The organism is Rhodococcus sp. FW305-130, from assembly GCF_058788335.1.
Window position 1 is genome coordinate 199,547 of the sequence record NZ_JBYTAP010000003.1, and the last position, 24,842, is coordinate 224,388.

Genomic DNA, 24,842 nt, shown 5'->3' on the forward strand with positions numbered 1-24,842 from the left:
TGCAGTACAGCGCACGCTTGCATACGACGAACTAGGAGACGGCATGAACAGCCTCGAAGGCAGCTTCGAAGGAAAAGTTGCACTGATCACCGGCGCCGCACGCGGTCAGGGGCGCGCCCACGCTGTCGCATTCGCGGAGCGTGGCGCGGACATCGTGATCTGCGACCGGTGCGAGAACAGTGATGTCGTCGCCTACCCCCTCGCAAACGAGGAGGATCTGAAGGAAACTGTTCGTTTGGTGGAAGCCACCGGTCGTCGGTGCATTGCCGTCAAGGCAGACACCGCTGATCGCGACGCAATGGACGCGCTCGTTGCCCGCGCTGAAGCCGAGTTCGGCCGTGTCGACATCGCCGTCGCGAATGCCGGTGTGTCCGTGCCCGCTCCGATCACGTCGATGACGTCGGCACAGTGGAACGAAGTCATCTCGTCGAACCTGACCGGTGTGTTCAACACCGTTGCGGCCGTGTCAGGTGGAATGGCGGAACGTGGTTACGGTCGCATCATCACGATTTCCTCGATGATGGGTCGATCAGGTGGCACCCAGATGGCGGCGTACGGCGCCTCCAAATGGGGCGTCATCGGCTTGACGAAGAGTGTGTCGCTCGAACTGGCCAACTCGGGTGTGACCGTGAATGCTATTGCACCGGGAAATATCTCGACGCCGATGATTCACAACGACATGATGTACGCAATGATGCGGCCTGACCTCGAATCGCCGACGGCAGACGACGTCGAACCCGTGTACGCGACTCTGCATGCGCAGCCGGTCGGTTGGCTGGATCCCTTCGAGATCACGCGAGTAGTCCTGTTCCTCGCCGCCGACGCGAGTGCCCACATGAGTGGCATCGTGGTTCCTGTCGACGCCGGAGTAGCCGCTCGCTCGAACGCTTGACGGACAAGACTGTTCGCGCGAAAGCGCGGACCGGGTGGGTCGTCGGCGTCCTGAGTCTGAGCGGTGTGGTGGTCGCGCTGCAACAGACCTTGGTGGTGCCGGTCCTGCCTGCGTTCGCGACGGCATCGGGAGTATCGTCGTCCACCGCTTCCTGGCTGGTGACCTCGACGTTGCTGACCGGTGCCGTCGCAACCCCTCTCATCGGCAGACTCGCCGACATGTTCGGCAAGCGCGCGATGATGCTCGTCTGTCTTGCCGTGATGATCGTCGGCTGCATGGTTGCTGCGCTCAGCCAGAGTTTCTGGTTACTGATCCTCGGGCGCTCGTTGCAGGGGTTCGCGACGGCACTTCTGCCCGTCGGAATCAGCATCATGCGCGATGTCCTTCCTCCGGAAAAGCTCAGTGGTGCAGTAGCTCTCATGAGTGCGACGTTGGGGATCGGTGGCATGTTCGGTATGCCGATGGCTGGGGTGATCTCGGCGCACTGGGGACTACCCGCGCTTTTCTGGGTCACCGGTGGATTCGGGGTCGTACTGATAGTCGTCTTGCCGCTGGTGGTGCCGGAATCGACTGTGAAGAGTCGCGGACGCTTCGACTTTCTGGGAGCCACAGTCCTCACGCTCGCTATGACTGCACTGCTGCTGGCCGTTTCGAAAGGAACCGAATGGGGCTGGGCAAGCCCCGAGGTTCTGGTTCTGATCGCGTCCGGCGTGGTCTTGCTCTGTGGATGGATTCCGTGGGAACTGCACACGCCGGCACCGCTGGTCGATCTGCGGACTTCCCTTCGCGCTCCGATTCTGGTTTCGAACGTCTGCGCAGTATTACTCGGTTTTGCCATGTTCATCAGCGCGTTGGCGGCAACGCAGGAACTTCAGTTGCCCGTGGCGTCGGCGGACGGTCTCGGACTCTCGGCTGCCGAAGCCGGACTGGCGATGATGCCGGGCGGAGTCCTGATGATCGGATTGGCGCCGGTGTCGTCCAAAGTGACGAGGCGATGGGGAGCGAAGGCTACGTTGGCGTCGGGTGCGATCGTCATTGCAATCGGATATGTCTTGCGTGTGCTGTTGGCGCCGACGTTGGTCAATATCGTGATCGGCGCTGCCGTGGTATCGGCCGGTGTGGCATTTTCCCTGGCGGCCATGCCGACTCTGATCACCGAATCTGCGCCGATCCATCAGACTGCCTCGGCCAACGGATTCAACAGCCTGCTCCGTTCGGTCGGTACCTCCACCGGAAGCGCCGTTGCGGCAGCGGTATTGGCCAGTTCAACGGTGGTGATCGGTGCGAGCGCTGTGCCGACCCTGCATTCGTTCGCGGTTTTGTACTGGATCGGAGCGGGCGTATCAGCACTGGCCGCCGCGGTGACGTTGGCAGTGAAGGTGGAGCGGACGGGGGCGGTATCGCTGCCCGAGTTACCAATTGCAGCCGAAACCGATGGCGCAACGAAGATCGGGTGAGTCGACGGACTGACCCGATCTTCGTCGTCACCGCTATCTTCGACTGGAATCAACCAGGTACTCGAGATTCTGGTTGTACGGGGTGGCCGTTACCGCAGCGTGCGAACTCACCCGGGACACCTCGGTAGTGCCGCGAACGACAGAAGCCTTGATGGAACCTACTTTCAACGGTGCTATGCAGCTGCTCATCCCGGCCGGGGCATTGCAGGTGGTTGTCGTGGTTCCCACCGTCACTTTGACGACCGCCGGCGCCGTTAAGAAGGAAAGGACTTCGACGGTATCGCGAGCGGGGGACGACCATTGGCGCAGTGTCATAGGGGCAGCAGAGCGATTGACGGGGACCGCGGAGACCGACTGATTGCGGTAGATGAGATACGCGGTGTCGCGAACAATCGCGGGTGAGGCGCCGGTGCGGAAGCTGTACAACCCGTAGGAACTCATGTCGAGCAACGCACGCCCATGGCCGACGCTGGGCGCGAACGACGTTCCCTCGCTGTAGTCGTTCCAGGTGACGAGCTGTACCCATTCGCTGTTGGACGCAATCGCAATCTGCCACATGTTCTGCAGATTCTGTGAATTCTGTGCCTCGTCGTAGATCGACTGACTTGGACGAACATCTTGGAAGGCGACTGGTTGCATCCATATCTTTCCCAAGGAGTGAGCGGCAGCGGCAAGTCCCATCGGAGAGTTCGGGTTCGATCCCGAGAGCGGATTTCCTGCCGGATTTCGATTACCCCAATTCGACATCCCGTAGCTGATCGATGCAAAAGAATTCCGGTTGGCTGCAGCGTCGAGGAAAACCGGAACAAATGCCACATTTATGCCGTAAGAATTCTTCATAAGAGTGATGAACTCCGACCACCAGCCCGCTGTCTTGTTTTCGGCAAGGAATGGAGATATCACGAGCCGTCCGTCGTTCAATTTGAACGATGATGCCATGGTCGAATACGGTTTCATCTCGGCTGCCATTTGAGCTGCGGTCATGTTTTTGAACGCGCCGTTCATATCAGGCATGAGCATGATCTTGAAATTCGGATCGACTGCTGCGGCCGCTTTGATCAGGGCGGTGGGCACGGTGGAACCCCACCAACTGGTGTCGGTTGCCTTGGCGATGATGTCGACGGAGAATCCGTCGATGCCCGCGGCGATTGCCGAACGAACTTCGTTTTCGAGGTCGCGTTGGCGCCACTGCGTATCGGCGATGGGTTGCCGCGGTGTCGGCCGATCGCGGAGGAATCCCCCGTAGCGAACGTGTTTGTTGTTCTCGCCGTTGACCGTAAGATATTGTGTCGCATAGTAATCGCCAGACGGATTCGCATTGTCGATCGAAACCGGATAGGGCGGGAAGTAGTGAGCGAAAACCAACTTTCCGTTCAGTGCTGACTTGGGTGGAATGTCGAATGGCAGCGCTGCAGATTCAGGATTCGCCGAGAACGAGGTAAGCGTGTACGTCGGCGCGGAGCGCGGTTGTGTGTTGTACGCGGCGATCAGTGCGGCCGCGACAATCACGGCCAGGGTGAAGCAGATGGTCTCGAAGGAATATTTCGCCGTTTTTCGGATCCACGGAGTTCGGATGTATCGAGTTCTGATACTCATGGCACAGTCAGCCTTTCTCGATCCCCCGAAGTATGAGTCTTCCCCGCGTGCACTGAATCGGTGATTCAATTCTTTTCGGCCTCTGTCTGATTTGTAATTCGAGATTCGACACCATAAGTCAACCGTCACCGGCCCGAGTGTCACTTGCTGTACGAGTGTAACGCTGCCGCGTTCATCATGAATACCTGAAAGCGGTCTTTGTTCAAGAATTTCGGGTTTTTCTTTCCGGTATATATCCGTCGAAAGGTCGGTGAAATTTATCGGCTGTATTGGACAGGACTGGGACGTGTGGTCTGTTCCGTACCTCGTGGTCGAAAGGCACCGGCGAAACCAGGGAGGTGATTGCAGCCGGACAACTGACGAAATTTCCTGGAATGTGTCGGCCTCCTGGGTCACACTGGGGAACGGACTACCGACGGATTACCGATGCGGGAGGGCTCATGACCGAAGCGATTGTGGCCGAGGGGCTGGTCAAGAAGTACGGCGACGTCACGGCATTGGACGGCATCGACCTGGAAGTGCGCGAGGGTTCGGTGATGGCCCTGTTGGGCCCCAACGGCGCCGGAAAAACCACTGCAGTAAGGATATTCACGACGCTGCTCATTCCGGACGGTGGACGCGCCAAGGTTGCCGGGCTGGACGTGGTCGAGGATGCGCGGGCGTTGCGATCCAAGATCGGTGCTTCGGGTCAGTATGCCGCGGTCGACGAGTACCTGACGGGCTATGAGAACTTGGACATGGTCGGGAGGCTGTATCACCTCGGCGCCCGAAGCAGTAAGGCCCGAGCGCGTGAATTGCTCGAGCAGTTCGATCTCGTCGAGGCTGGAGATCGGCCGGTCAAGGGCTATTCCGGCGGAATGCGGCGACGTCTCGATCTCGCCGGCGCATTGGTTGCTCGGCCGCAGGTGTTGTTTCTGGACGAGCCGACCACCGGCCTCGATCCTCGTGCGCGACTCGGCCTCTGGGATGTCATCGAAGGGTTGGTGGCGCAGGGGACAACACTGTTGCTCACGACGCAATACATGGAGGAAGCCGAGAGGTTGGCCGACCAGATCGCCGTCATCGACCGCGGCTCGGTCATCGCGCGCGGTACTGCAGATCAGCTGAAGGCTCGGGTCGGGGGTGAGCGCATCGAACTGAGTGTGCACGAGGTCGAGCATCTCGACATCGTCCGCGAGGAATTGCGCTCGCTTGCCGTGGGGGACATTCAGGTTCAAGAGAATGTCCGTCGCGTCACCGTTCCTGTCGACGACGGCACCGATGCGTTGGTCGCAGCGCTGAATCTCCTGTCGGCACGAGGCATCCGGGTGTTCGACGTCGGTCTGCGCCGGCCCACTCTCGACGATGTCTTTCTCACACTGACCGGGCACCAGGCTGAACTGGAGGATCAGAAATGACCGTGCAGATGGCGCTCGAAGACGGTTTGACCATCGCCAGGCGAAACTTGATCAAGATCAAACGCGTTCCGGATCTGCTGGTGTTCACCACTTTGTCGCCGATCATGTTCGTGCTCTTGTTCGCATACGTGTTCGGCAGCGCGATCTCCGTCCCGGGCACGTCGTATCGAGAGTTCCTGATCGCCGGAATCTTCACGCAGACGGTCATATTCGGTGCAACCTGGACTGGTTTGGGGATGGTCGAAGACATTCAGAAAGGAATCATCGACAGATTTCGATCGCTGCCCATGGCCCCGTCTGCCGTGCTGACCGGCCGAACATCGAGTGACGTGTTGATCAACGTCATCAGCTTGGTGGTCATGTCGTTGACCGGTCTTCTGGTGGGGTGGCGCATCCATTCCAGCTTCCTCGAGGCGGTGGCCGGGTATGCGCTGCTTCTGTTCTTCGCGTACGCATTGTCATGGGTCATGGCTGTTGTCGGGCTTTGGATCCGCACGCCGGAAGTGTTCAACAACGCGAGTTTCATCGTCATCTTTCCGCTGTCGTTCATCGCGAACACTTTTGTCGAGACCACCAATCTTCCCGGCCCGCTCAAAGTGATCGCCGAATGGAATCCGGTGTCGGCGGTGACTCAGGCGGTGCGTGAATTGTTCGGCAATACCAATCCTGCGATGACGGTTCCGGATGCGTGGCCACTGCAGAATCCGGTCATCGCGTCGCTGTTGTGGACTTTCGGTTTGCTGATCGTCTTCGTGCCGTTCGCTATTCGTCGGTATCAGAAGGCAGTCAGCCGCTGACCTGGTGATTCCGGCCGGTAGGGTGGGTATGTGCCGGAGCCCGAACGCATCGACAAACGCAGCCTGAGATACGCCGGGCGACGTGAGGAGTTGCTCGACGCGCTGACCCGCTATGTCATCGACAACGGTGTCGGGGAACTGACGGTGAGGCAGCTCGCCAAGGCCGTAGGTGTGTCGCATGCGTCGTTGCTCAACCATTTCGAGAGCAAGGAGAACCTGCTCTCCGAGGTCATCGAGAACATGCGTGGTGAGTCCATTCCGATTGCGGTTCCGATGAAACCGGGGGTCGATCCGGCGACAGTGCTGACCGCGTGGTGGACCGAACGTACGACGCCGGAGGTCCTGCCGCGGTTCCGAGTGATGGTCGAGATTTACGCCCTCGCGCTCGGCGACCGCGAACGCTACGGACGGTTCCTGGACCGTTTTGTAGGCGATTGGATCGAGGCACTGGAAGCCGGTCTACGACAAGCGGGTTGCCCCGAGGACGATGTTGCCTCTGTCGCTACTCTGTTGCTCTCGCAAATGCGGGGTCTGTCGATGGATCTTCTGGCCACTGGGGACCGGGCCCGCGTCGATCGTGCGTTCGGGCTTTTTGTCGACGGCTTTGCCGCCCGCGCTCGGGAGTGGTCCACGCCAGGATCCGATCGCCTTCAACACTGACCGATCACCACGGTCGACGCGGTCTCACTGTAGGTTGCCACTCGAGTGAGAAACCCTCCTCGAGTGAATGTTTCAACAGTCATTTCGACCTGCTCCGTACTCGTCTCGACGAGAAGACAGCCACCCGGTCGTAGCCACGGCGCAGCGTCCGCGATGATGCGTCGCTGCAGGTCCAGTCCGTCGGTGCCGCCGTCCAACGAGACCAGCGGTTCGTGAAGACGGGCTTCGGGCGGCATCAGCCTGATCGAATCGGTGGGGACGTAAGGTGCATTGGCAACGACGACATCCACGCGACCGAGTAATTCCGTTGGTAGTGGTTCGAAGAGATCGCCTTCGAGTACGCGCTCGGGCGGTGTGATGTTTCGGCGAGCGCACCGCACCGCGGCTGGTTCCACATCTACCGCGTACAAATCGACGGCATCGAGCGTCGACTGCAGGACGGTACCGACAGCTCCTGAGCCACAACACATGTCGACGACGACGCTTCCCGAGACGACGAGTGAGCAGGCCTGCCGGGCGAGGAACTCGGTGCGCCGGCGTGGGACGAAGACTCCAGAGTCGATGTGAATACGCAAGCCGCAGAACTCGACCCATCCGAGGACAGGTTCGAGTGGTTCGCCGGCAACTCGTCGGTCGACCATCGCGTCGAGTTCATCGAGAGAGCGTGCGGTGTGAAGAAGTAGGCGAGCCTCGTCTTCGGCGAATACGCAACCTGCTGCTCGGAGAATCGCGGCCACCGACTTCTGCTGCGAAGCAGGGAAGGTCGGGAGATCAGGTGCTGACATGAGAGAGCCTTTCGGCCTCCTGATCTCGCTGGGACCTGCACGTATCGAACACCGCCACCCTACCCGAGCAGGCGTGTCACGACGGTAGATGCGGAATGGGAATCTAGGTTGACCAATTGGTAAGGCTGTTCTATGGTCTGAACTCGATCGGCTGATGTGGGGCCGATCACCACAGATGCACCGTCACCGCAATCGTAGGAGAAGTACGTGAGTAAGCGACTGGGTAGGACGCTCGTCGGGCTGAGTGCGAGTGCTTTGGTGGCGTTGACAGTTGCGGCGCCGGCCGGAGCGGAACCGAATGATGCTCCGGGTGCTGTCGTGAGTCGGGAGTTACTCGGTCCCGATCGGGTGATCCCGGGTGCCGTGAGCGCAACAAAGGTGACGTACTGGTCGACGGGCCCGAAGGACGCGCCGATGACGAGCGCCGGTGTGGTGTATCGCCCAGAGGGAGCTCCGCCCGAGGGTGGTTGGCCGGTCATCTCCTATGCGCACGGAACGGTGGGTGTGGCGGATCAGTGTGCGCCGAGCAGCAGTGTTCCGCTCGAACGGACCGCGACGCATCTGGGTCACTGGCTGGAGCAGGGATACGCGGTGGTGACGACCGACTACGTGGGGCTCGGAACACCTGGTGTTCACCCGTATCTCGACGGTCGTTCCGCTGCACACAGCGTTGTGGACATGGTGCGCGCCGCTCGTGCGGTCGACGACGACCTGTCGAGCGAATGGGTTGCGATGGGACAGTCGCAGGGCGGGCAGGCGACTATGTTCACCGCTTCGCTTGCCACTGATTACGCGCCGGAGCTGGACTACCGCGGCGCTGTCGCCACTGGTGTCCCCTCGAACATCGAAAATCTTCTACCGCTCGGTGGTCCGGCTTTCCCGGCGCTTCCGCTCAAGGGTGCGACGGTCTACATCGCGAACGTTCTTGACGGACTGCGTGCTTCGCGGCCGGACATCGACATCGACTCGTATCTGACCCCGCTCGGCAAGACCATCCTCGACGACGTCGAGAACAACATGTGCTACACCGAGGCGCGCACGAAGTACGGAACCGTCACACTCGGGCAGGTGCTGACAAAGTCGCTGGACAATCCAGTATTCACGGAGGCTGCGCGTGAACTGCTCACTGTGCCGACCGCAGGATACGACCGCCCGTTCTTCATTGGTCAGGGGTTGTCGGACATCGATGTTCCGGCTCCGCTGACACTGAAGTTCGCGGCTGACCTCGCTGCCAACGGTGTGGATTTTGCATTCCATACCTATCCCACTGATCATCTGGGAACCGTCCCGGCTTCGGTTCCAGACAGCACTCCCTTTGTTGCGGCGCTGTTCTCTGGTCGACAACCCTGTACCGGAAGCCTCTGCTGACCGAAGTCTTTCAGATGACCCCCACTCCGCGAAGGTAGATGTCGATCGGGATCCGAAGTTGCCGAACGGTTTCGCTGGAGTGAGGGTCCCGGCTACGTGATCCCAGGCAATAGTCGAAGATCAAGCCCTCCAGCAGGCTCAGGAAATTTGCGGCAGAGACATCAGGGTCGCCAACACCAGCGGTTTCGAAGACGGGTCTTGCCTTCTCCGGCGAAAACAGACTGCCTTCGAGGAGTTGGTGCAATGCCGAATCTCGGGGAGATTCCACGAGTAGTGCATAGCGCGCGATCAATTCGTGTCTGCGGTGCGAGAGAAGATCGTCGAGATACTCGGCCGTCAGGGCAGCAGGATCGCTGGGCCTCTCGCGGAGTTCGCCGAAAGTCGAACGTGACCGGTGCACGATGTGCAATGCGGTTGCTTCGAGAAGTGCCTCGCGAGTGCGGAAATAGTACGACGTCGAACCGGCAGGAAGTTCCAGGGACTGATCAATCGCCCGATGGGTGAGTGCACGCGGGCCCTGCTCGGCGATGATCGTGACGGCGGATGCCGCAATGAGGGCTCTGCGATCGGGCTTCATGTCGTTCCTTGCTGTCGATGTTGCATGCTGCCGGAGTTGCATGCTGCAGATGGTGCGTCGTGAGGGTCACATTGACTCGATTTGCCTTCGGTCACTAGCCTCGACTCTACAGATGTAGAGGAGCCTCATGTTACTGGACGAAGAGCAGTTGGCGGCACGTGAAGCTCTCGATGCCCTGCGAGCCCGGATATCCGGCGGTGAGGTCGGCGGAGGGATCTACCTCTGGGGTAGCGTCGGCCGCGGCAAGACGATGCTCATGGACGAGTTCTACGAGAGCATCCGAGTCGGCAAGCGGCGCATTCACTTTCATCGGTTCTTTGCAGATCTGCACTCTCGGGCGCACGAACTCGGGTCGATGGGCGCGGCACTGGACCACGTCGTCGACGGAATCCGCGTGCTCTGTTTCGACGAGTTCCACATCGACGACGTCGCCGACGCCATGTTCATGGCAAGGGTTCTCGACACAATCGTCGCGAAAGGCGTGACTGTTGTTGTCACGTCGAATGTCCCGCCGACCGATCTTCTTCCGAATCCGCTTTTTCACGAGCAGTTCGTTCCGTCGATCGAGTTGATCGAGCGGACTCTCGAGGTGATCGAATTGGGTGGCTCCGTCGACTATCGGACGGCGGGTCAGCCAGGTGCCGGGGACTACCGTTTTGCGACAGGGGAATTCCTCGTCGGCTCGGGAATCACGTGGCCTTCGGGCGAAAGTGTCGAATTGACGATAGGCACACGCACATTGGAGTGCTCGGCGATTCGAGACGGTGTTGTCTGGTTCGACTTCGAGGTGCTGTGCGCTGGCTCGACCTCGGCTGCCGACTATCTCGAGCTCGCCTCCCGCTTCGACGACTGGGTGATCTTCGGAGTACCGGTGCTCGCCGAAGCTTCGGAATTTGCCCTTCGCCGTTTCGGAAATGTCGTCGATGTTCTCTACGACGTCGATGCGCGACTGACGGTGTATGCCGCTGCCGGTGTGGAGGACGTTGCGGGCAGTCTTCGGAACATTCCCGGATTGGCGCGCCTCTACAGTCGTCTGTCGTTGCTCGCGAGGACGGAGATGGACAGCGTCAACGGGGACGGACAGCGTCAGTTGAGGAGTAGCGTCAATTCCAGGTGAGGCCGCCGGTCGCGGCGCTGGGCGTGAGCCCGAACATGCTGTGGCAGATACGGTTGAGATGGGCGCTGTCGGTGAAACCGGCCTCGTGTGCACTGGTTGTCAGGGTTGCGCCACTGCTCATCACTTCCATGGCACGTCGTAACCGTAACCAGCGGATGTAGGTCGAAAAGCTCATCTGCAGTTGATCGTTGAAGATTCTTCCCAGCCGTCCGGGCGAGATGGAGACCAGGGCGGCGATGTCCGTCAGTGTGACCTGCCCCGAGATTCTCTCGGGAAGTAGCGTCAGGGCATGCTCGAGGGCCGGGTGAAGAGCGCGCAGGCTCGACGCCTTTTCGCGTTCGGATAGTGAATCGATCAGCCTCGCTGCGTATTCCAGATCCGAATCAGCGCCGCGGTCCGTCATCGCTACTGCGGTCTGCCCACGGTCCGACCAGTCGGCCACACCACCGCGGCCCGGCTCCGGTGGCCTGATGCGCAGACCCATCCCGGTGGTGGAGTCAACGTAGATCGCCCGTCCCCACGCACCCTCGGAGGCGGACAACGCGTGGACCGCCCCGGATGGAATGACCACGGACCGCACGACTTCACTGTGGCCGTCCCCGTCCGTGACCGTGACGTCCCCGTCGTCGATGATCATGATCTGAACAGCGGCGTGCGAATGCATGTGCGCGGATCCCACTGCGCCGGTGAACATGAGAATTCCGGGCTGCATGTGGACGGCGCCGGACCAGGTCATGTCGGAAATCATAGTGACGACCCTGACAGAGCTCGGGGTCCGGTCATCCTCCGGTAGGACCGAGCTCAGTCCGAAGATCGTGCGCTGGGCCGATGTGTTCGCGAGGGGTTCACGAGAAGGTGGAATCATGAACAACGCACAAGCACCCGCAGTCCTGTCGGTCCACGCGCTGGGCAAGTCGTACGGCGACGTTCCGGTGCTCCGAGGTGTATCGCTGGAAGTGCGCGCCGGTACTGCCACGGCCATCATGGGTCCTTCAGGATCGGGGAAGTCGACACTGCTGCATTGCATGTCAGGAATCGTCAAGCCCGACTCGGGAGCAATCTTGCTGAGCGGCCGGCATATCGAGAACCTCGGTGAGAACGACCGCAGCCGGCTCCGACGGGAGTCGTACGGGTTCGTTTTTCAATCGGGCCAACTGTTGCCGGAGCTTCCGGCGATCGAGAATGTCGCGCTGCCTCTCGTACTCAACGGGTTGTCCATCGCAGAAGCCAAGCGGACGGCGCACGGCTTCTTCGCGCCCTTGGGGCTGGATGGGCTGCAGGATCGTCGCCCGGGTCAGATGTCGGGTGGGCAGTCGCAACGTGTCGCGATTGCGCGAGCGTTGGTAACCAAACCCGCAGTTCTCTTCGCAGACGAGCCGACCGGTGCCCTCGACGCGCGGACGAGTTGGGAAGTGATGAGGGTGTTGCGTGATTCGGCTCAACAGATCGGTTCTGCGTTGGTCGTCGTCACTCACGATGCGGAAGTCGCTCGGTGGTGTGATCGCACGATGATGATGCAGGCCGGTTCGCTCGTCGGGACACAGGTGGCGGCATGAAGGCCACAGCGCGCGTTGCATTGATGACGGTGCGCGGTGAAGGGCGAAAGGCCTTGAGTACCTTCGCGCTCCCAGTGTCCGCATTTGCCGCCTCGACGACGTTGTTGCTGACGGTGCTCGGCGGCTACGGTGCATTCGCGGGCAGATCGAGCGAACCCGAAGCCGAGGCGTACCTAGCGCTCGCAGGGGTTGCTTCGGTGTTGATGATCGTTCCAGCCGTCACTCTCGGTCTGGCGGCGGCCCGCTTGGGCGCGCGCCGTCGCGACGAACGACTCGCCTCGCTGCGACTCATCGGATCCACCCCTCGCCAGATCGTTGCGCTGTGCGCTGCGGAATCGGGTATCCAGGGCTTGGCCGGTGCGTTGATCGGTGTGGTGGGATACCTCCTCGCGTTGCCGCTCGTAGCTCTCTTGAGATTTCAAGGTCGGACATTCGAGTGGAGTGAGCTTTGGGTAGGCGCACTTCCGCTGGTGGGCATCGTATTCGGAATGACCATCCTGGCTGCTTTGACGTCGATGCTCGGGATGCGCCAGGTGTTCGTGAGCCCGTTGGGCGTCACGGCGGGCAATCCCAGCGCCGCACCGAAGATGATCTTCGCTGTGGCTGGGGTGGGGGTCCTTGTGGGATGGAGTGCATTCGGGGGCTCCGCGGCAAGCATCGCGGCAATCCTGGTGGGCCTTGGTCTCTGCTTCGGCGTTGTTGCGTTGGTCGGTCCGTTCGTCATTTCGCTGCTTGGACGGATCATGCTCAAATGCGCCAAAGACGGTGCTTCGCTGATTGCGGCGCGTCGGGTCTTGGATAATCCGAAGGCTGTGTGGCGCACGGTCAGCGGTGTGACGATGGCCAGCTTTGTTGCCGCAGGCACATCTCTCCTCGCCGCGATAGGCAACGGGGAAGGACAGGATTTGCAGCCAGGGCAGGAGTTCCTGTTCGCGGACATGAGAACCGGGGTGTTGTTCACTCTCGGAGCAACATTCACGTTGGCGGCCATCTCGTCTGCGCTCACCCAGGTATCCGGGATCCTCGACAACCGTGAGCTGTATCGGAGTCTGACTTTGGCCGGCACACCTGTCGAGGTGATGGACAGCGCCCGCGTGAGGCACGTTCGCACTCCCGTGGTGGTGATGGCACTGGCCGGCGCCGGCGCTGCACTGCTGTTCCTCTTCCCGCTGGCAGGGGCAGCCGTATTGACCACTCCGATGGCGCTGGTTCAGTTGGGCGTCACCCTGGCTGTGGGGATCGCGTTGGTGTTGGCCAGTGCGTTTGCAGCCAAGCCCGTCATGCGACGGGTACTCGCGGGCTGAATCTCCACCGATCGTCCGTCAGTTCTGTTTCCGGAACGGTTCGGCCAACTGGCCGAGGTAGTCGTCCGGGTAGTCGGGTTTGGCCGCCATTCCGAGATCGTCACTGCTGAAGCGCTTTTCCGGATCGAAAGAATAAGTGCGGAAAAGGTGATCCCAGATCAGAGTGAACAAACCGAAATTGACGTCACCGATTCCCGCCCACTTCAGGTGATGGAATCGGTGGCCGGCGTTGAGGGCGAGTATCGGACGCAGGGGGCCGATGCGGTAATCGGCATTCGAATGCTGAAGCAGGAGTTGGACAGCGACACAAACCGCGAGCGCCGAGGCAACTGGAACGGGCATCCCGAGGAGGATCAGTGGCAGGACGCCGCCGGCGGTTTCGAAAGTCTGATGCACGGGGTGCTTCATCAGTCCGTTCATACCGTAGAACCGTTCGAGGCTGTGATGAACCGCGTGGAAACGCCACAACCATCCAACCTTGTGGCTGATCAAATGCACCACGGTGATGCCGAAATCGGCAACCAACACTGCGAAGACGACCTGAAGGACAAACGGAAGACCGCTCGGCCACAGCCCGTCGAACGGAATCACCGCGGCCATCAACGGGATTACCGCGACGCTGACCAAGATGAGGGATTCGTTAACAAACGCATGGACAGCGTCGCGAAACCTGTCCGGTCCCGGGGCATTCCACGAAGATTCGTAGGGAAGCGCCCGTTCGGCCGCGAAAGAGCAGGCCACTGCGAAGAGAATCAATGCCACCAGTGACCATTTCGGCGCGCCGGATGCCGCCAGCGCGATTGCGGCTCCGTTGATTCCCAAGAGCATGAACGGGACGTACCCGTATCTGACGATGAAGGTGAGCATGTGATCGATGGTGCTCGATGCCGGTGGCTCTCGACTTGTACGAATCGGTCGACTTTCAGTCAACCGAACAGGCGGTATCGCGTTACTTCGTCAGTACGGTGGCGAGTGCAGCGCTCAGATACGGAGTGATGTTCTCGACGACCCGCGTCACGATCGCAGTGGCAACGTCAGCGGGTTGCAGTGGCACAGACGGCGTCTGCGGCAGTGCCGGGGGAGCAGGCGGAGCGGGCTCGGACATCATCGGCGTATAGGTGTTGTGCTTCGTGAAGTAGCCGAAGACCGAATCCACGAACACCTCGGGCGCATCACGCGGCTTGGGCATGTTGCAGATGCCATCACCCTCGATGCAGACTTCCTGCACTGCGATGTCTCCGAATCCGCCGCGTGCTCCGGACATCGTCGCTCCCGGAACGACATTGGGCACTACGGTTTCGATGCCCCCGGCCGAGTTGCGAGGGTCGGCGTAGAGGACGCCTTCGACTTGCGACTGCGGAATGGATCCGTCGCGTGCGATGTCACCGAGAACGTCGCCGGCAATACGCGCTCCCTGTGAGTATCCGGTGACGACGATCTCGCTGCCCGGGCACTGAGCGTGGAAAGCGTTGACTTCAGTGCGAAGCGTCTGGGCGCCGGCGGCAACGCTCTGGTCGTACGTCTGATCGCCGAGCGGCCAGAAGCTGGCGGGGTAGGTCACCGGCTTGGAGGCGTAACCCTGGGCCACGTAGCGGTCGGTGACGGGTTGCGTCGTTTGTCCCGTCGGATCCCACGTTCCGCCGACCGCGAATACCGCACCGGCAGGGCACGACCCACTGTCATTCGGGTCCGCTCCGGCAGGCACCGACATCACAAGAGTCACCCCCGCTGTGACTGCAACCGTGCATGCCACTGACATCGCGTATTTCCTCATCGGGCCTGTCCCCATCTATCTACGTTCTCGTTCACTGGCGAGACAACCCGCGGTCCGACGCGTTTCGTTCGGTACTGAAGAGAATGGTGATGGGGCGATAAGTCCTGGAGGTAATCCGTGCGTAAACAGGAAGTTGCCGACCGACGCTGTTTGCTACCAGCGTGTGTGGCGCGTCACGGCGTCGGGACCTGCGGTGGGTGATCCGGTTCGAGGAGGGTTCCGATCGCCTTGCCCATCGGCACGGCGTTGTTGAGGTCCGCGTTGGTTGTCGGCCCGAGCGTGGCGTAGACGACGATCGTCGTCTTCGAGTCGGGGTAATAGAGCGCAAGCCCGTTGTAGCCGCCGTACGACGGGTTCATCACAAGCCAACCGTCGAGGTGCCCGGTCCCGAAGGAAAAGAACTTGTCCGCCGTCATACTTCCCAAGCCCGCAGTCGTCGGTGCCATCTGCTGCTCGAAAGCTTTGTCGGAGAGCAACTCTCCCGTTCCGAGTGCGCGCACCCACTTTCCGACGTCGGCGACAGGCGCGTTCATGTTTCCGCTGTGCAGGAAAGCCGTCGGATTCCAGAAAGTGGAGTCTTCGAATACTCCGCGTTCATTGGTGTAGCCGTGCAAAATCGGCTCGTCCATCTGCGACGTGAGCACAACGCTGCTGTGATCCATCCCGAGTGGATCGAAGACGCGCTGCTGAAGTAGGTCGCCCAGCGGTTTTCCAGTCGCTTTCTCCATGACGTCGCCGAGCAGCGTCAGGTCGCTGTGCGCGTACGCCCAACCGGTGCCGGGTTCGAACAGCGGTGGGCGGGAGTTGGCAAGATTCAGGATCTCCTGAGAAGTCCAGCCTTTCATCGGGTTGTCCGTGAAGAGTTTGAGGAACTGTGGATCGGTCACGTAGTCGGAGATGCCCGACGTGCTGTTGGCCAGCATTCGTGGAGTGATGGTCTCTGCGCGTGGAAAGTTCGGTTCCCACTTCGCGATCGGTTGATCGAGGGGAAGCGTTCCCTCTTCGTCGAGTTGCAGCAGAACTGTCGAGAGCATCGGTTCCATCGGCTGACCGACGCGCAACTGCATGTCGGTTGTCGCCGGAACTCCGATAGGGGACTCTCCGACGGCACCGAGAGCAATCTCGTCGTCGCCCCGCCACACTCCGAACACGGCGGCACTGAGGCCCAAGTCGGCCACTTGACGGCGGACGAGGTCCGCGATCTCGTTGGATTCCTGACTGCTCGCGGTGCTGGGAGATGCGCTGCTCGTGTTTGTTGCCGAGTCCTCGTCGGAACTGCACGCAGCGGTTGCAATGGCAAGGGTCAAGGCGATCGACAGAGCAGCTAGCCGCACCCGAGTGCGGTGGTGGGAGGAATTCATGCCTGCGATCCCTTCGATGTGGAAATCGAGCAACCGACGCCTAGCAATGTCCCAATTGACTGAATTTAGCGCAGTTCGAAGGGGGAGGGAACAGATTGACGGTTAGGGGTGACTGCTACTCCCAGTGCCTGATCACGTCAGTCCTCAGTCCGGCGTTGCGTCCGATTCCGCTCGTCGGTCCTGCGCTTGCTGGAGCTCGGCGTTGATGCGACGAGCCTCGGTGAGTTGGTCTTCGAGGATGATGATGCGGCAAGCCGCGTCGAGCGCCGTGCCGTTGGCTACGAGTTCGTGCGCGCGGGCCGCGATGCGCAGCTGGTACCGGGAGTAGCGGCGATGTCCGCCCTCAGAGCGTTGTGGGGTAAGCAGTTTCGCGGCATCGAGGCTACGAAGGAAAGCTTGCCTGACACCGAGGATCTCGGCCGCATGTCCCATGCTGTACGCAGGATAGTTCTCGTCGTCGAATCTGCCGGAGGGGTCCCCCGGTGGTGTATCTGCCGGAATGGCTCGCTTCTTTCGCTGAACGGACGGGGCCCCCGGCGCGAGGTGCGCCGGGGGCCGGATGGGGTTGAACTTACTTACATAACTGCATTCTTTCGAACTTCCGGACTCGCACAAGACATCCGGTAGCCGCTTTGAAGGGGGGTGCCGGGTCCGACTACACACTCACACACGAATTCGGCCCCGGCACGTCCCTGCCCTGCGGTACTGCTTGCGGGTAGTTCATCTCTCCCGCATCTCTTGACTCGTTCCTTGCTACGAGAAAAAAGATACAACAGCCTCGCGAGAATGTCTACCCTGACCGCTGTAGATATTTTGTTGCGAACTTTCTAGGTATCGGAGTTCAGGAACGGCCTGGTCACCGGGGGTGAGAGCGCTCCATGTGAGTCATGGGAGATGAATCTGGGACAATGCTCCGATGCGAAATACCCCGAAGTCCGAGTCGTTGTTGCGTGCCCGCGCGGAGAGGGAAGAGCGCACCGGCTCCTCCGAGCAGCCCGGAGGTGGCGCGTCGAACCCCGGAGAGGACTCGTCGTCGTCCGAGCCGGGGGCACGCAGCGACAGCGCCACGATTCGGTCGGCTAGATCCGAGCTCTCAACTCATGCCAGGGCAGTGGAAAGTATGCACGAGGCGATCCATCCTGATCGCGATTGAGGCAGTTGCCTGGTCGGGATGGGGGGGACTACTTCATCCCGCTCACTGCAACGCACGACGGCCGCCGCACTCCCGAAAGTAGGGGAGTGGCGACGACCGTCGAGTTGTCAGAGTGCGTGCCTGGTGCTTGGACCTCAGGGCAGCAACTGGTCCAGGAAGGTGTTGCTGAAGACCTTGTGCGGATCCAACGCGTTGTATGCGGCGTTGGCGGTGTCCCAGTTGTCGCTCGATGGGACGCCGTCGCGGTAGGTCTGGGGGAGGCCCTGGGTGATGATGGGGGCGTCGGTGTACGGCTTGTCGGGGCCGAACGCCCAGCCTTTGGACCACTCGGGGCGGAAGGTGGCGTCGTTGTTGTTGTAGTGATTACGCATCCACTGTTCCATTTCGCGGTAGAACGCGAACATGCCGGGGGTTCCGGGGACGCCGAGGACGTTGAGCCAGATGGCGGTGTCCCATTCCGGATGGTCTGGGCGCGGGCGCATGGCCGAGATGGTGGGGGCGCCTGCCGAGTCGACCTCGACGTCCGAGGGTTGATCGAGTCCGCAGCAACGGATTTCGACGGGGCCGTTGAGGGGGAACTGTCCGATAGAGCGGTAGTACTCCATGCGACCGTTGAACCACTGGGTGAAGTCGTGGATGACCTGGCCGATGTTGGCGCGGGAGGTGATGACGGCTCCGCCGCCCTCGGTCAGACGAAGGGTGGTGGCCCGGATGTAGAACTGGACGTCCTTGGACCATCCCCACAGGTCGTTGGAGAAGGTCGCGGCGAGTCCGGCAACGGTGGTGGCGTACATGATCTGCCCGAATGCCGGTGCGATGCCCGGGTTTCCGGCGTTGATCTGCCCGATCATGTCGGTGACCGGCTCCGGGAGGTTGTCGGAGAAGATGTAGTTGTAGGGCCCGGTCACCTCACGCGAGAACGGCGGCTTGGTGGGGGCAAGTGACCACACCTTCATCCACGGGCGTTCGGTGAAGGGGTACCAGATTGCTTCTGCGCGACCGTTTTCGCGGACGAACTTCTCGAAGGTGCGTCCGGACGCTCCGCGGGCACCGAAGAGTTCCTGCCAACCGATGTCGGTGTGGCTGACGCAGCGCATGCGGTAGTTGGGAGCGGCCTGCAAGGTCACGGAGGTGAGGAAGGTGCGTCCGAGGTGAGTCAGCAGCGGCTTGATCGCTGCATCGCTACGCGCGTACGTCTCGAGCGCGTACTCACTGCCGTTCCAGACCACTGCGGTCAGGGAGGTGACGAGGTTGGAGAGCGAGCCGAAAGTCTGTCCGGGAACGTGTGCTTCGCCTTCGGCGGGGAGCGCTGCACCGTGAGCGTCGACGGCGAGGCAGCCGGCGATGGTCAACACACCGGGCGCCGGCAGGTTCGCGAACCCGAGGCCCTGTGCCTGCAGTGCGGTGGTGATGGCGTCGAGGGTCGCGCCGGGTCCTGCGGTGACGGTAGCCGGGCTGCCCCCGGCGTTGACGGAGACGCCGGTGAGGTGGACCGTGGTGTCGGCGAGGATGACCTTGTCGACCGGCGCACCGTTGACGATGGTCAGCGGCGTCCAGCCGTGCATGGCACCGCGGGGACGAATGGTGTAGCCGTTGGCATGACCCCAGTTGGCGAGGCGGACTACGTCTTCGGGCGTCTTGGGCGAACAGGTCCAGATCGCGTCGAGCATGATCTCTTTGGACCAGTTCTGATACGCCTGCTGGTACAGCGCGATGCCTTCGGGGAAGGCAGGCGGCGGCGTGAGGGTGGAGACAGGACCACCCGCGGAGCCGGAGGAGCCGGCGGGGACGGCGTAGGCCGGCGTCCAGCCGGCGAATGCGGTCGCTGCCACGGCGCCGGCTCCAGCGGCCATGAAACCTCGTCGGGACAGTCGGAACTTTTCGTCTTGTGCCGTCATCTTCGGGCTACTCCATCGGGTTCGAGAACTACGGTGAGTTCTAACAGGTGGGTATCAGACAGGTTGGTATCAGACAAGAGTGAGAACTACGTCAGCCAGGGCAGGAGCTTCGCGCTCCAGTACGGAAGCTGAGATCAGGAGTCGCCCATTGTCTTTCCAGATCTGGATACTCAAGTTCTCGCCGGGAAATACGACCCCGGCAAAGCGGGCCCGAAATCCGGCTACCCGACTGCTGTCGCCGTCGAGCATGGTATCCACTGCGGTCTTGCAGACCATTCCGTAAGTACACAGTCCATGCAGGATAGGCGCTGGAAAGCCTGCCGCGGAGGCGAATTGCGGATCCGAGTGCAACGGATTCCGATCACCACACATCCGGTACAGCAAAGCCTGCTGTGGAAGCACAGGCGTCACCACTGTCTCATCTGCTTCGCGATCCGGAAGCGTAATCGACTCCGACGGACCACGTTCACCCCCGAAACCACCCTCGCCGCGGGCGAAAATGGACGAGCGAGCTGTCCACAGCGGGTTGCCCTCGGCGTCGACCGTGACGGATTCCTGCACGATCACCGCGGCCTTGCCCTTGTCCCAGACCTCGGCGATTCGAGTTGTGGTGCGGCCACTTCCACTTGCCGGGATCGGCTGATGGACAGTGACTTCCTGGCTCCCGTGGACTACCTTCGCCAGATCGATTTCGACGCCGGGGAACGAGACCTTCGGCGCTTCGGTGGCGTGGAAGTTGGCGGCGACGGTGGCAAAGGTGGGTAGTACCTGAGGCTTTTCGTCGTCGAGGTATCGAAGCTCGTTCGGATCGAGCGGCCGAGCACCTGCCCCTAGTGCCAGGTGGTAGTGCTGCACGTCCGACGGTGTCCATGAGAACTCTTGTGGCGCAAGCTCGGCGCCGAGTGCGATCTTCGGATCAATTGGCATGGTCGACCGCCGTCTTTTCAGCTGCCGGTGCCTCGGTGCTCTCAGCCTTCTTCGCACGCTCGACGATGTCGAGTACTGCCAGGTAACCGAAAGTCATTGCGGGACCGATGGTCGCGCCTGGTCCGGCGTAGGTGTGGCCCATGACCGGAGCGCTCGCGTTGCCAGCGGCGTAGAGGCCGTCGATGACGCTTCCGTCTTCGCGTAGTGCTCGGCCGTTGACGTCGGTGCAGATACCACCCTTGGTGCCGAGGTCACCCGGAACCATCTTGATGGCGTAGAACGGAGCCTTGCTGATTTCGGCGAGGCTGGGGTTCTTCAGTCGGGGATCGCCGTAGTACGCGTCGTAACCACTGTCACCGCGTCCGAAGTCCTCGTCCTTGCCGTTGCGTGCGAAGCCGTTGAACCGGTCGACGGTTTCGGTCAGCGATGCGACGGGAAGCCCTGTCTTCTCGGCCAATTCGGCGATTGTTCCCGCCTTGACCACGATGCCGGCCTTGAGCCAGCGGCCGGGGAAGGGGGAGCGGGGAGTGATACCGGCAAACGTGTAGCGGTTGCGGTAGCGCTGATCGAGGATCATCCACGTCGGGATGTTCTCGCCGGCGCCTTCGCCCTGACCGTACTCACCGCCGTACATCGCATGGGTTGCCTCGACGTACGGAGCAGCCTCGTTGCCGAAGCGCTTGCCCGACATGTTGACCATCATGCAGCCCGGGAGGGTGCGCTCGGAGAGAGCGAACCACGGTCCGCCGGTCAGCGGAATGGACGGGCCCCACCAGGCGTCGTCCATGAAATCGACTGCAGCGCCGACTTCTTGGCCTGCGCGGATACCGTCGCCGGTGTTTGCCTTCGCGCCGACGGTCCATTCGGTGCCGATGGGTGCGCGCTGGTACTTCTCACGCATTTCCTTGTTGTGCTCGAATCCGCCGGATCCCAACACAACTCCGTGGCGAGCGCGGATGACCTGCTCCTCGCCGTCGATTAGGACGTTGACGCCGCGAACTGCGCCGTCTTCGGTGTACAGGGAGGTCAGCGGGGTGTTCAGCAGGATGGGTACTCCGGCGGACTGAAGTCCGAGTCGAATACCGGCGACCAGTGCCTGGCCGCGAACCAGCAGATCCTTCTTTGTGGCCTTGGCTGCGAGGAATCGCATGCCGACCTTCATGGCGCGCAGGGGTCCGCGAGGATTGCGCATCAGCAGGTTGAGCCACTTGTAGTCGGCCTGGGTGATGACGAAGTTCTTGGGGGCCTTGACGTAGTCGGGCTCGAGGTTCTTGCGGTCGGCGCCCAACTTGTTGCCGTCGAACGGGGTGGGCTCGACACTGCGGCCACCGAGGCGTCCGCCGGGAGCTTCCGGGTAGTAGTCGGAGTAGCCGGGCACCCACTGCAGTTCGAGAGGGCTGTTCTTCAGCACGAACGAGAGCATCTCGGGACCGCGCTCGAGATAGGTGTCGATGCGTTCGGGAGCGACGACGTCGCCGATGATGCTGTGCAGGTAGGAACGTGCGGCCTCCGGGGTATCGGTGACACCGTCCGCCTGAAGTGCCTCGTTGTTGGGGATCCAGACCCCACCACCGGAACGGGCGGTCGATCCGCCGTAGTGGGCGGCTTTCTCCACGATGACCACACTCAAGCCCTGGTGGGCTGCGGTCAAGGCCGCTGTCATACCTGCGGCACCACTGCCGACGACGACGATGTCGTATTCCTGCTTGCTCATGTAGAACACGTTATAGAATGATGGGGGTGTCAGTCCATGCTTTCTGCCAGGAAGTATTTCCGGACGTTGTCATTGATAACGAAACACGTTGCAGTGAGATTGAGGATGGTGCGGTGTGACCTGGGATACTTCGGTTGACGTCCTTGTGGTCGGGTTCGGTGTGGCGGGCGCCAGCGCGGCCCTCGAAGCGGTAGCGGCCGGTTCGTCGGTTTTGGCGATCGACCGAGCGCTCGGCGGTGGGGCCAGCACGATTTCCGGAGGAATCTACTACGCCGGCGGCGGCACCGTGATTCAAAAGGAAGCCGGTGTCGATGACAGTCCCGAAGCCATGCTCGCCTACCTGAACCGCGAGGTCGGTGACGCGGTGACGCCGCAGACTCTGCGCCGGTTCGTCGACGAGAGCCCGGCGTCGATCGACTGGCTGCGCAGTCACGGTGTCCCGTTCGAGGCCTCACTCTGTCCGTACAAGACGTCGTACCCGAGCAACAAGCACTACCTCTACTTCTCGGGCAGCGAATCTGCCGGCGGGTTCCGTGACATCGCAAAACCTGCTCCGCGCGGCCATCGCGCCAAGGGGCGTGGCACGTCGGGAAAGATGCTCTACGGCCCGCTCGCGAAGTCCGCGGAGGCCAAGGGCGTCCAGTTGCTCGGCCAGACGAGAGCGGACCGGCTGATCATCGAGGACGGCCGGGTGATCGGCGTCGAAGTACTGACTCTTCGTGACGCACCTGCCGGAGTTCGTCGCCGTCACGCGACGCTCGGATCTCTGTCCTCCAAGCCCGGCGTCTACGCGCCGCAGTTGCGCACGATTCTCGACGCACTCATCGCGAAGATCGAGAAGAAGCACGCTAAGCGGATTCGCATCCAGGCACGCGGCGGCGTGATCCTCAGCGCCGGCGGCTTCGTGTCCAATCGCGAGATGATGCGCACCCATGCCCCCGCCTACAAGGGCGGTATCCCGCTCGGCACCTCCGGGGACGACGGCAAAGGCATCAACCTCGGTATCGAAGCCGGGGGAGCCACCGACAAGCTCGGCAATGTTTCCGCCTGGCGATTCATCGTCCCGCCGAGTGCTTTTCTCGGTTCCATCCTGGTGGGTGAATCCGGTGCGCGAATCGTCGACGAGTCACGTTACGGTGCCGCTCTCGGTCAGGCGATGGCAGAGAAGAGCAACGGAATCGGTTGGCTGCTGGCAGATTCCGAACTCGTTCGCGAAGCGAAATCGCAGATCGGTGACCAGTCGATGTGGTTCCAGCGGGTACAGACCACTGGCATGATGCGTACCGCAGTGCGTGGCAACACCATTGCCGAGGTCGCCCGTAAAGCGGGGATAGACGTCGCCGGCCTTCAAGCCACCGTCGACGCGCACAACTCCGCTGCCGCTGCCGGACAACCTGATCCGATGGGCAAACCGTCGGACTTCGTCAGGCCGATACTGTCTGCGCCGTTCACGATGTACGACGTCTCGATCAAGCCCAACATGATGAATCCGTGCCCGATGCTCACGCTCGGTGGATTGGTGGTCGACGAATCGTCCGGCATGGTGAAAAACGAGGCCGGGGAGGGTATCCCTGGCCTGTATGCCGCCGGCCGTACCGCCGTCGGTATCTGTTCCAACTCGTATGTGAGCGGCTTGTCGCTCGCCGACTGCGTGTTCTCCGGACGACGAGCCGGTCAGCATGCAGCCGCATTCTCCACAGTCGGAAAGGCCTGAACGATGCTCTCGACGCAGATCCGCGGCGAACTTGCCGACCATCTTGATTCGGCGGAACGGGATCGCGCTCCGATCAGCCCGCTGATCGCCACGTATCCGGACATCGACGTCGTCGACGCCTACGAGATCCAGCTCATCAACATCAGGCGTCGTGTTGCCGGTGGCGCAAAGGTGGTCGGACACAAGGTCGGGCTCTCGTCACTGGCGATGCAGCAGATGATGGGCGTCGACGAGCCAGATTACGGTCACCTGCTCGCCGAGATGGAAGAGTTCGAGGACCGTCCGGTCGACACGTCGCGCTTCTGCTTCCCACGCGTCGAGGTGGAGGTCGCCTTCATTCTGGGAGCAGATCTGGCGGGCGCCGGGTGCACCGAACAAGACGTCATCGACGCCACTGTCGCCTATGCGCCGTCCATCGAGTTGATCGACAGCCGGATCAAGGACTGGAAGATCGGCCTCTCGGACACCATCGCGGACAACGCGTCCTCCGCCGGGTTCATTCTCGGCAAGGAACGAGTTCGCCCGTCGGACATCGACATCAAGGCGATCGATGCGGTGCTGACCTGCAACGGCGAGCGGATTGCGGAGGGGCGCAGCGATGCGGTTCTCGGTAACCCGGTCACCGCTGTCGCGTGGTTGGCGCAGAAGGTCGACACGTTCGGAGTTCGGCTCAAGGCCGGCGACATCGTTCTGCCGGGTTCGTGCACGCGAGCGATCGACGCTCATCCAGGCGACAACTTCCGAGCCGAGTTCAGCGGCCTCGGTTCCGTCTCTCTTCAGTTCACGTAGGAGTAG

Annotated in this window: 22 protein-coding genes; 11 read left to right on the plus strand and 11 right to left on the minus strand. The window is 61.6% G+C overall.

Going from position 1 to position 24,842, the window contains the following annotated elements; all coding sequences use genetic code 11:
* The first annotated feature begins 43 nt into the window (after window positions 1-43).
* Complete coding sequence (locus AC3WQS_RS10960; RefSeq protein WP_003945658.1) at window positions 44-892, plus strand: mycofactocin-coupled SDR family oxidoreductase; 849 nt, start codon at window positions 44-46, stop codon at window positions 890-892.
* The gene (locus AC3WQS_RS10965) at window positions 889-2,349 is read left to right on the plus strand and encodes an MFS transporter (protein ID WP_151530705.1); all 1,461 of its coding nucleotides are present in this window, start codon (window positions 889-891) and stop codon (window positions 2,347-2,349) included. Before AC3WQS_RS10960 ends, AC3WQS_RS10965 begins: the two co-directional genes overlap by 4 nt.
* A gap of 33 nt (window positions 2,350-2,382) precedes the next feature.
* Here the strand turns inward: AC3WQS_RS10965 and AC3WQS_RS10970 are convergent, their stop codons facing one another.
* Window positions 2,383-3,945, minus strand: a complete 1,563-nt coding sequence (locus AC3WQS_RS10970) for a glycoside hydrolase family 71 protein (protein WP_047890317.1) — start codon at window positions 3,943-3,945, stop codon at window positions 2,383-2,385.
* 440 nt (window positions 3,946-4,385) lie between these two features.
* Between AC3WQS_RS10970 and AC3WQS_RS10975 the strand changes: the two genes are divergently transcribed.
* From AC3WQS_RS10975 to AC3WQS_RS10985, 3 genes are read left to right on the plus strand one after another with little or no spacing between them, the layout of a single operon-like run.
* A complete protein-coding gene (locus AC3WQS_RS10975; protein ID WP_003945489.1) occupies window positions 4,386-5,342 on the plus strand; it encodes a daunorubicin resistance protein DrrA family ABC transporter ATP-binding protein in 957 nt (318 codons plus the stop codon).
* The gene (locus AC3WQS_RS10980) at window positions 5,339-6,139 is read left to right on the plus strand and encodes an ABC transporter permease (RefSeq protein WP_003945537.1); all 801 of its coding nucleotides are present in this window, start codon (window positions 5,339-5,341) and stop codon (window positions 6,137-6,139) included. Before AC3WQS_RS10975 ends, AC3WQS_RS10980 begins: the two co-directional genes overlap by 4 nt.
* 30 nt (window positions 6,140-6,169) lie before the next feature.
* The gene (locus AC3WQS_RS10985) at window positions 6,170-6,799 is read left to right on the plus strand and encodes a TetR/AcrR family transcriptional regulator (protein ID WP_019746866.1); all 630 of its coding nucleotides are present in this window, start codon (window positions 6,170-6,172) and stop codon (window positions 6,797-6,799) included.
* On the opposite strand, the gene AC3WQS_RS10990 is transcribed toward AC3WQS_RS10985, so the two are convergent.
* A complete protein-coding gene (locus tag AC3WQS_RS10990) occupies window positions 6,790-7,584 on the minus strand; it encodes a putative protein N(5)-glutamine methyltransferase (RefSeq protein ID WP_020906129.1) in 795 nt (264 codons plus the stop codon). The genes AC3WQS_RS10985 and AC3WQS_RS10990 overlap by 10 nt on opposite strands.
* 207 nt (window positions 7,585-7,791) lie before the next feature.
* Here AC3WQS_RS10990 and AC3WQS_RS10995 point away from each other — a divergent pair, with 207 nt between their 5' ends.
* Complete coding sequence (locus AC3WQS_RS10995; RefSeq protein WP_492712719.1) at window positions 7,792-8,952, plus strand: lipase family protein; 1,161 nt, start codon at window positions 7,792-7,794, stop codon at window positions 8,950-8,952.
* Window positions 8,953-8,962: 10 nt separating this feature from the next.
* Here AC3WQS_RS10995 and AC3WQS_RS11000 read toward each other — a convergent pair whose 3' ends face one another.
* Window positions 8,963-9,529 carry a TetR/AcrR family transcriptional regulator gene (locus tag AC3WQS_RS11000; protein WP_438472930.1) on the minus strand — a complete coding sequence of 189 codons (567 nt, stop codon included), beginning with the start codon at window positions 9,527-9,529 and terminating at the stop codon, window positions 8,963-8,965.
* A gap of 127 nt (window positions 9,530-9,656) precedes the next feature.
* Between AC3WQS_RS11000 and zapE the strand changes: the two genes are divergently transcribed.
* Complete coding sequence (zapE, locus tag AC3WQS_RS11005; RefSeq protein ID WP_492712720.1) at window positions 9,657-10,646, plus strand: cell division protein ZapE; 990 nt, start codon at window positions 9,657-9,659, stop codon at window positions 10,644-10,646.
* Here zapE and AC3WQS_RS11010 read toward each other — a convergent pair.
* On the minus strand, window positions 10,633-11,382 hold the full coding sequence (locus AC3WQS_RS11010; RefSeq protein WP_070796446.1) for a helix-turn-helix domain-containing protein: 750 nt from the start codon (window positions 11,380-11,382) through the stop codon (window positions 10,633-10,635). The two genes, zapE and AC3WQS_RS11010, sit on opposite strands and share 14 nt — an antisense overlap.
* Between AC3WQS_RS11010 and AC3WQS_RS11015 the strand changes: the two genes are divergently transcribed.
* Both AC3WQS_RS11015 and AC3WQS_RS11020 read left to right on the plus strand, forming a co-directional pair.
* Window positions 11,357-12,202: an ABC transporter ATP-binding protein gene (locus tag AC3WQS_RS11015; protein ID WP_070796382.1), complete on the plus strand. Its 846-nt coding sequence runs from the start codon at window positions 11,357-11,359 to the stop codon at window positions 12,200-12,202. The two genes, AC3WQS_RS11010 and AC3WQS_RS11015, sit on opposite strands and share 26 nt — an antisense overlap.
* Window positions 12,199-13,506, plus strand: coding sequence for an FtsX-like permease family protein (locus AC3WQS_RS11020; RefSeq protein WP_070796381.1), 1,308 nt, complete (start codon window positions 12,199-12,201; stop codon window positions 13,504-13,506). The genes AC3WQS_RS11015 and AC3WQS_RS11020 overlap by 4 nt, the downstream gene beginning before the upstream one ends.
* A gap of 18 nt (window positions 13,507-13,524) precedes the next feature.
* Here AC3WQS_RS11020 and AC3WQS_RS11025 read toward each other — a convergent pair whose 3' ends face one another.
* The 7 genes from AC3WQS_RS11025 to kstD all read right to left on the minus strand — a co-directional run bounded on the left by AC3WQS_RS11025 (window position 13,525) and on the right by kstD (window position 22,333).
* The gene (locus tag AC3WQS_RS11025) at window positions 13,525-14,373 is read right to left on the minus strand and encodes a sterol desaturase family protein (RefSeq protein ID WP_019746874.1); all 849 of its coding nucleotides are present in this window, start codon (window positions 14,371-14,373) and stop codon (window positions 13,525-13,527) included.
* Window positions 14,374-14,455: 82 nt separating this feature from the next.
* Complete coding sequence (locus AC3WQS_RS11030; RefSeq protein WP_020968420.1) at window positions 14,456-15,265, minus strand: PE-PPE domain-containing protein; 810 nt, start codon at window positions 15,263-15,265, stop codon at window positions 14,456-14,458.
* 188 nt (window positions 15,266-15,453) lie between these two features.
* Entirely contained in the window at window positions 15,454-16,641 is a 1,188-nt protein-coding gene (locus AC3WQS_RS11035) for a serine hydrolase domain-containing protein (protein ID WP_021342855.1), read from the minus strand.
* 144 nt (window positions 16,642-16,785) lie between these two features.
* Window positions 16,786-17,073, minus strand: coding sequence for a MerR family transcriptional regulator (locus AC3WQS_RS11040; RefSeq protein ID WP_020906139.1), 288 nt, complete (start codon window positions 17,071-17,073; stop codon window positions 16,786-16,788).
* Between the two features lie 855 nt (window positions 17,074-17,928).
* On the minus strand, window positions 17,929-19,692 hold the full coding sequence (locus tag AC3WQS_RS11045) for a cholesterol oxidase substrate-binding domain-containing protein (protein ID WP_020906140.1): 1,764 nt from the start codon (window positions 19,690-19,692) through the stop codon (window positions 17,929-17,931).
* Between the two features lie 69 nt (window positions 19,693-19,761).
* A complete protein-coding gene (locus AC3WQS_RS11050; protein ID WP_003945880.1) occupies window positions 19,762-20,619 on the minus strand; it encodes a MaoC/PaaZ C-terminal domain-containing protein in 858 nt (285 codons plus the stop codon).
* Window positions 20,609-22,333 (minus strand): 3-oxosteroid 1-dehydrogenase, encoded by a 1,725-nt coding sequence (gene kstD, locus AC3WQS_RS11055; RefSeq protein ID WP_172932259.1) that lies wholly within the window; start codon window positions 22,331-22,333, stop codon window positions 20,609-20,611. Before kstD ends, AC3WQS_RS11050 begins: the two co-directional genes overlap by 11 nt.
* A 115-nt stretch (window positions 22,334-22,448) precedes the next feature.
* Between kstD and AC3WQS_RS11060 the strand changes: the two genes are divergently transcribed.
* A complete protein-coding gene (locus AC3WQS_RS11060) occupies window positions 22,449-24,047 on the plus strand; it encodes an FAD-binding protein (protein WP_042950817.1) in 1,599 nt (532 codons plus the stop codon).
* A 3-nt stretch (window positions 24,048-24,050) separates the two neighbouring features.
* The gene (locus AC3WQS_RS11065; protein WP_492712721.1) at window positions 24,051-24,836 is read left to right on the plus strand and encodes a 2-keto-4-pentenoate hydratase; all 786 of its coding nucleotides are present in this window, start codon (window positions 24,051-24,053) and stop codon (window positions 24,834-24,836) included.
* The last annotated feature ends 6 nt before the right edge of the window (window positions 24,837-24,842 follow it).